Annotated in this window: 4 protein-coding genes and 1 pseudogene; 1 reads left to right on the top strand and 4 read right to left on the bottom strand. The window is 67.9% G+C overall.

The genetic code is table 11. The features are described 5' to 3' along the window. Positions 1 to 50: 50 nt before the first annotated feature. The 3 genes and pseudogenes from VTU_RS29030 to dapF all read right to left on the bottom strand — a co-directional run. Positions 51 to 707, bottom strand: a complete 657-nt coding sequence (locus VTU_RS29030; protein WP_236610820.1) for a site-specific integrase — start codon at positions 705 to 707, stop codon at positions 51 to 53. Between the two features lie 110 nt (positions 708 to 817). Beyond that, entirely contained in the window at positions 818 to 1,507 is a 690-nt protein-coding gene (locus tag VTU_RS0120745; RefSeq protein WP_010108217.1) for a DUF484 family protein, read from the bottom strand. Positions 1,508 to 1,514: 7 nt separating this feature from the next. After that, positions 1,515 to 2,381, bottom strand: a pseudogene (dapF, locus tag VTU_RS32015) (diaminopimelate epimerase); the annotation flags it as partial. Between the two features lie 841 nt (positions 2,382 to 3,222). Between dapF and VTU_RS0120735 the strand changes: the two are divergent. Further along, a complete protein-coding gene (locus VTU_RS0120735) occupies positions 3,223 to 3,936 on the top strand; it encodes a hypothetical protein (RefSeq protein WP_010108214.1) in 714 nt (237 codons plus the stop codon). 33 nt (positions 3,937 to 3,969) lie between these two features. On the opposite strand, the gene VTU_RS0120730 is transcribed toward VTU_RS0120735, so the two are convergent. Then, positions 3,970 to 5,072, bottom strand: a 1,103-nt coding sequence (locus VTU_RS0120730; RefSeq protein WP_010108212.1) for an NAD-binding protein, incomplete at its 5' end; no start/stop codon positions are given.

Below are 5,072 nucleotides of genomic sequence, written 5' to 3'. Positions count from 1 at the left end.
GGCAGAAAGCCGTCGCTGCTGGCCAGCGGCCAGACCTGCGCGCAGACCTATCAGACGAACAGCGCGGGCTCGCACGGCGCCGCTGCGCCAAACGGCGTGGCGCGCAGCGCAAGCCAGGCGCGCAATGCGGCGCTGGCCGCGCGGCCCACGGGAACGCTGCGGCGCCTGCTGCCTTTGCCCAGGACATGCGCTTCGCCCGCCTGCAGGTCCACCCAGCCGCGCCCCTGGCGTTCGGCGTCGGCGCTGGCCACGGTGTCGAGCCCGGCCAATTCGCCCACGCGCAGGCCGCAGCCATACAGCAGTTCGACCATGGCCGCGTCGCGCGCTTCGATCCAGGGGTCGGCGCCGGGGTTGGCAAACCCGGCGAAGTACACGGCTTCGTCCACGCTCAGCGACTTTGGCAGGGGCTTGGACGCCTTGGGTGCGCGCACGTTTTGCACGGGGTTGTACGCGATCAGCCCCTGCTGCGCGGCCCAGGTGAAGAAACCGCGCCAGCCCGAGAGGATGAGCGCGATCCCCCGCCCGCTGCGTCCACCGCTGTGCATTTGCAGCATGAAGTGGCGAATATGCGTGTTTTCCAATTGCAGCAGGGGCAGGTTCAGACGCGCGGCAAACTGCGCGAGTTTTTCCAGGTCCAGCTGGTAGAGCGCGAGGGTGCGCGCGGCCAGGCGCTTTTGCACGCGCACGTACTCCAGATAGCACTGCACCTGGGGGTCGGGTGCGGGCGCATCGGACAGAGGCAACGCGGGACGGGCCTTGCCAGGCCGCAGGGAGCGCCTCCTCGATGGGGACGCGTCGCAGGGGGCTCGGGGGTGTTTCACATCAAGCGCAGCAGCGCCGCGCTGGCCAGTTCCGCCATGCGCGCGAGGAAGTCGGTGCCCATCGTGGCGTCGAAGCGCTGCGGGTCTTGCGCACCCAGCACGAGCAGGCCGAAGGCGGGCGAGGGAACGTCCATGGCGCATGCACGCAGCGGCAGCAGGGCCAGCGACTGCGCGGGCCTGTCCGCCTCCTGCGCGAGCCAGCCCGCGGGTTCGAAGCCCAGGTTGGGGCCGCAGAACGGCAGCGTGAGCGACGAGGTGAACGTGCGCACGTCCTCGCTTGCGTCCCGCGTGAAGGGTGCGTCGGCGTAGGGGGCGGCCACGTTCCATACGCGCACTGCGGCCTGGGGCACGTCCAACAGGGTGCGCAGGCCGTGCACCATGGTCTGCGGCAGATCGAACGGATCTTTGACCTGCAGCAGCGCGCCGCTCCATTGATGCACCTTGTGCGCGATGGTGGCGTTTTCGCTGCCGTTGCGCAGCATCTCCATGATGCGTTGCTCCAGCCCCCGGATTTTCTCGCGCAGCATCTCGGCCTGGCGTTCCTGCAGGCTCACGGCGCGCGCACCGTGCACGCTGACGAGCTGCACGCTGGCCAGAACCTCGGCATGGCGCTCGAAGAAGCCCGGCGTGCTGGTCAGAAACTGGACGATGTGTTCTTCGGAGATCGATGCGATGGGTGTGGTCATGGGTTGGGGGAAGTTCGATCCGGCCTTCGAACACCGTGGCGGCGGGGCCGGTCATGAAAACGGAGTCGGCGGCGGCGCCGCTCCAGGAAATGCTGAGGCGCCCGCCGCGCATGTCCACGTGCACCTCGGAATCGAGCAGCCCCAGGCGGATTCCCGCCGCGGCGGCCGCGCAGGCGCCCGTGCCGCAGGCCAGGGTCTCGCCCACGCCGCGCTCGAAGACGCGCAGCCGCGCATGGCCCCGGTCCACGATCTGCATGAAGCCCGCGTTCACGCGCTGCGCAAAGCGCGCATGGTTTGCGATCAGCGGGCCCGTCTGCTGCACGGGCGCGCTGTCCACGTCGTCCACCCACTGCACGGCATGCGGGTTGCCCATGGCGACGATGGCGATCCAGACGCTGGTGCCAGACGCCGCGGCCCCGAGCGCCAGCGGCCACTGCTGCGCCGCGCCCCGGGGCATGGCTTGCAGGCCCGACGCGTCGAAGGGCAGGTCGGCGGGATCGAAGCGCGGGCACCCCATGTCGACCGTGACGCGGCCATCGGGCGTCAGCCGGGGGGCGATCACGCCGCCGCGCGTCTGCACCCGCAGGCTGTCCTTGTGCGTGAGGCCCTTGTCGCGCACGAAGCGCGCAAAGCAGCGCGCGCCGTTGCCGCATTGCTCGACCTCGCCGCCGTCGGCGTTGTGGATCAGGTATTCGAAGTCGATTCCCGGGGCGGGCGAGGGCCGCACGCTGAGGATCTGGTCGGCCCCCACGCCGAAATGGCGGTCCGCGAGAAAGCGGTACTGGGCCGCGGACAGCCCCAGGCACCCCCGGGTTTCGTCGAGCACCACGAAATCGTTGCCTGCGCCCTGCATCTTGGTAAAGAGAACCTGCATCGCCGGATTATCACCGCTGGCGCTGGCCCTGCGAGAGCGCCGTCAGGATCTGCCGGTGCCGTCCGACGCTGTCCTGCGCCAAAGCGCGCGCTGCGGCCACGGCGGGTGCCGAACCTGGCACGCGGCGGGGCCGCGCAGGGCAGCGGCTTGGGCGTCCAGGGTGCGCAGCGCCTTGCTTGGGGCCGGCTGGGGAGTCGGCGGCGCCTTCTGTCTGATTGGACGCGCCGGTGCAGCAGGTATTCGGTATTGTCCGTGTGCTCCGATTGCGCGCAGCGCGAAAACCTTCGGGAACCCGCTGGATCAGTAAATCGTAATCAGAAAATAAATCTGCGCCGGCATGCGTGCTGCCATTCCGGCCCCTGTATTTTGTGCAGCTTGCCCGGGCCGTCCTCCCGGCCATGGGAGGCTCTGCTGACCGATGGGGAGTGATAACAACACGGGATAATCTTGGATAAAGCTTGTTTCTGCCGTGGCGCCATCGGCTATCGGGTGCATCCGACCCGGGTCCGCGCAACGCCCGGTACGGGAACTGAACCGGGCCGCAGGGCCAGCGCGCCGGCGCGCCGGGTGCATCGGCACGCAGGTGCTTGCGGAACCTGCGCGTGTGAAACCCCCGCCCAAGCCGGTAGCAGGGTGCTCAGCAACAGCTGCGTGCTGGCCTCGATTTTGCGGATTGGGGAATATGGACATTCTGTATAATCATCTGCAGTCTGTTGCTCAATACAACAGCTTATTTGGTATTTGAGCTTCAATTGTTGTAATTGATAATATTTTGGAACTTCAATTGATATGTGCAAATAAATTCCCATGCGTCGCCCGAAAGAAACGAAGAGGACAAACCATGCTTTTTCCCAACTGGTTCAACCGCCAATCCGCCTCTGTCGATGAGCCCCGGCCTGCGGCCGGATCGCCTGCTGCGTTATCTGCCAACGTCCCTTCGGAACCCGCGCCGGACAAACCGCTGCCGCAGGCACAGGCGCCAGTGGACAGGGCCGAACGCATGCAGCGCCGCGAAGCGCTGTACGCCGTGGTGCGCGAGGTGATGCGGCGTGCCTGGGTGCTGGCTGCCGGTTACAAATTCAAGGTTCTGTCGATCGACCCATCGCATCGCCAGTTTCTGGTGATGATCGATCTGGCGCGCGGATACGGCGGTGAGTCCATCTGCCAGAACGAGATCGCGGCGCTGATCGCCCAGACCGCCAAGACCCGCAGCGACATCCTGGTGACAGCGGTCTACTGGCGCATCGATGACCGCGAGCCCGTGGGGCCCCTGCTGAAGGACCCGCCTCCTCAGGGTGCCGAAGCGCCCTTGCCGGTGGTCGGGCAGCCCCCTGTCGGGGTGGCAGCCACGGTCGCGCGCGCTGCGGAGCCCGCCCTGCCGGATCCACCGGCCGCGGCGCCATCGGTCGCGCCGTGTGTCCTGCCCTCCCCGAGTGTGCTCATTGCCGGACGCCCGAAGCAGTCCCGGTCTCTCAACGGTTTCGAAGACACGTTGCACGATGCCCGGGATTCCGACCTGAACCTGAGCAATACCCAGTACGGCGAACTGGGCTGAACCCGGGTCGGCCCTGCGTGCAGGGCCTGTTTCCTAGCCGCGCAGCAGCCGGTCCTGCGCCAGCGTCAGCGCCGCAGGGTGGCCCGAGAGCACCAGGGTGTCGCCCTCGGCGAGCAGCGCGCTGTCCACGGTGGCGCTCATGTGGCCGTTGCCGCGGCGCAGGTTCACCACGCGCACGCCGATGGCGGACAGGGCGAATTGGCCCAGGCTCTGGCCCAGCGCGGCGGAGCCCGCGGGCAGACTGATGGTCGACAGGCGCTCCTGATCGCGTTCGTTCACGGTGTCGTCGTCCGCGCCGTGGAAGTAGCCGCGCAGCAGCTTGTAGCGCGCATCGCGCTGCTCCTGAACGAGCCGCAGCACGCGCCGCATGGGCACGCCCACCAGCGCCAGCGCGTGGCTGGCGAGCATCAGCGATCCTTCGATGGCCTCGGGAACGACCTCGGTGGCACCCGCCGCCTGCAACTTGTCCAGGTGCAGGTCGTCCTGCGTGCGTACCACCACCGGCACCTGGGGGGCGTGGGAGCGGGCGTTGGCCAGCACCTTCAGGGTGGCCTGCACGTCGATGTAGGTGACCACCACGGCGCGGGCCCGAACCAGACCCGCGGCCATGAGCGCTTGCAGGCGCGTGGCGTCGCCGTACACCACGCTGTCGCCTGCCGCCGTGGCCTGGTGCACGCGATCCGGGTCCAGGTCGAGCGCCATATACGGAATGTCCTCGTGCTCGAGCATGCGCGCCAGATTTTGCCCGCAGCGGCCATAGCCGCAGATGATCACGTGCCCGCTGGTGTTGATGGCCTTGCGCGCGATCGAGGTCATTTGCAGCGACTGTTGCAGCCAGTCGCTGGCCACCAACTTCATCACGATGTGGTTGCTGTACATGATGAGCAGCGGCGTCACCAGCATCGACAGCACCATGGCCGCCAGGATGGGGTTCATCAGCGCGGGCTGCACCAGGCCGTGGCTGCGGGTCAGCGAGAGCAGCACGAAGCCGAACTCGCCCGCCTGCGCCAGATAGAGCCCGGTGCGCAGTGCCACCCCGGTGGTGGCGCCCATGCTGCGCGCGAGCAGCAAGATGATCCCCAGCTTGAGCAGCAGGGGGGCCGTGAACAGCAGCAGCACCAGGGCCCAGCGTTCGA

It is taken from the genome of Verminephrobacter aporrectodeae subsp. tuberculatae At4 (assembly GCF_000193225.1).
Taxonomy (GTDB): Bacteria; Pseudomonadota; Gammaproteobacteria; order Burkholderiales; family Burkholderiaceae_C; genus Acidovorax; species Acidovorax aporrectodeae.
This window is presented reverse-complemented; position numbering and strand designations above follow the sequence as displayed.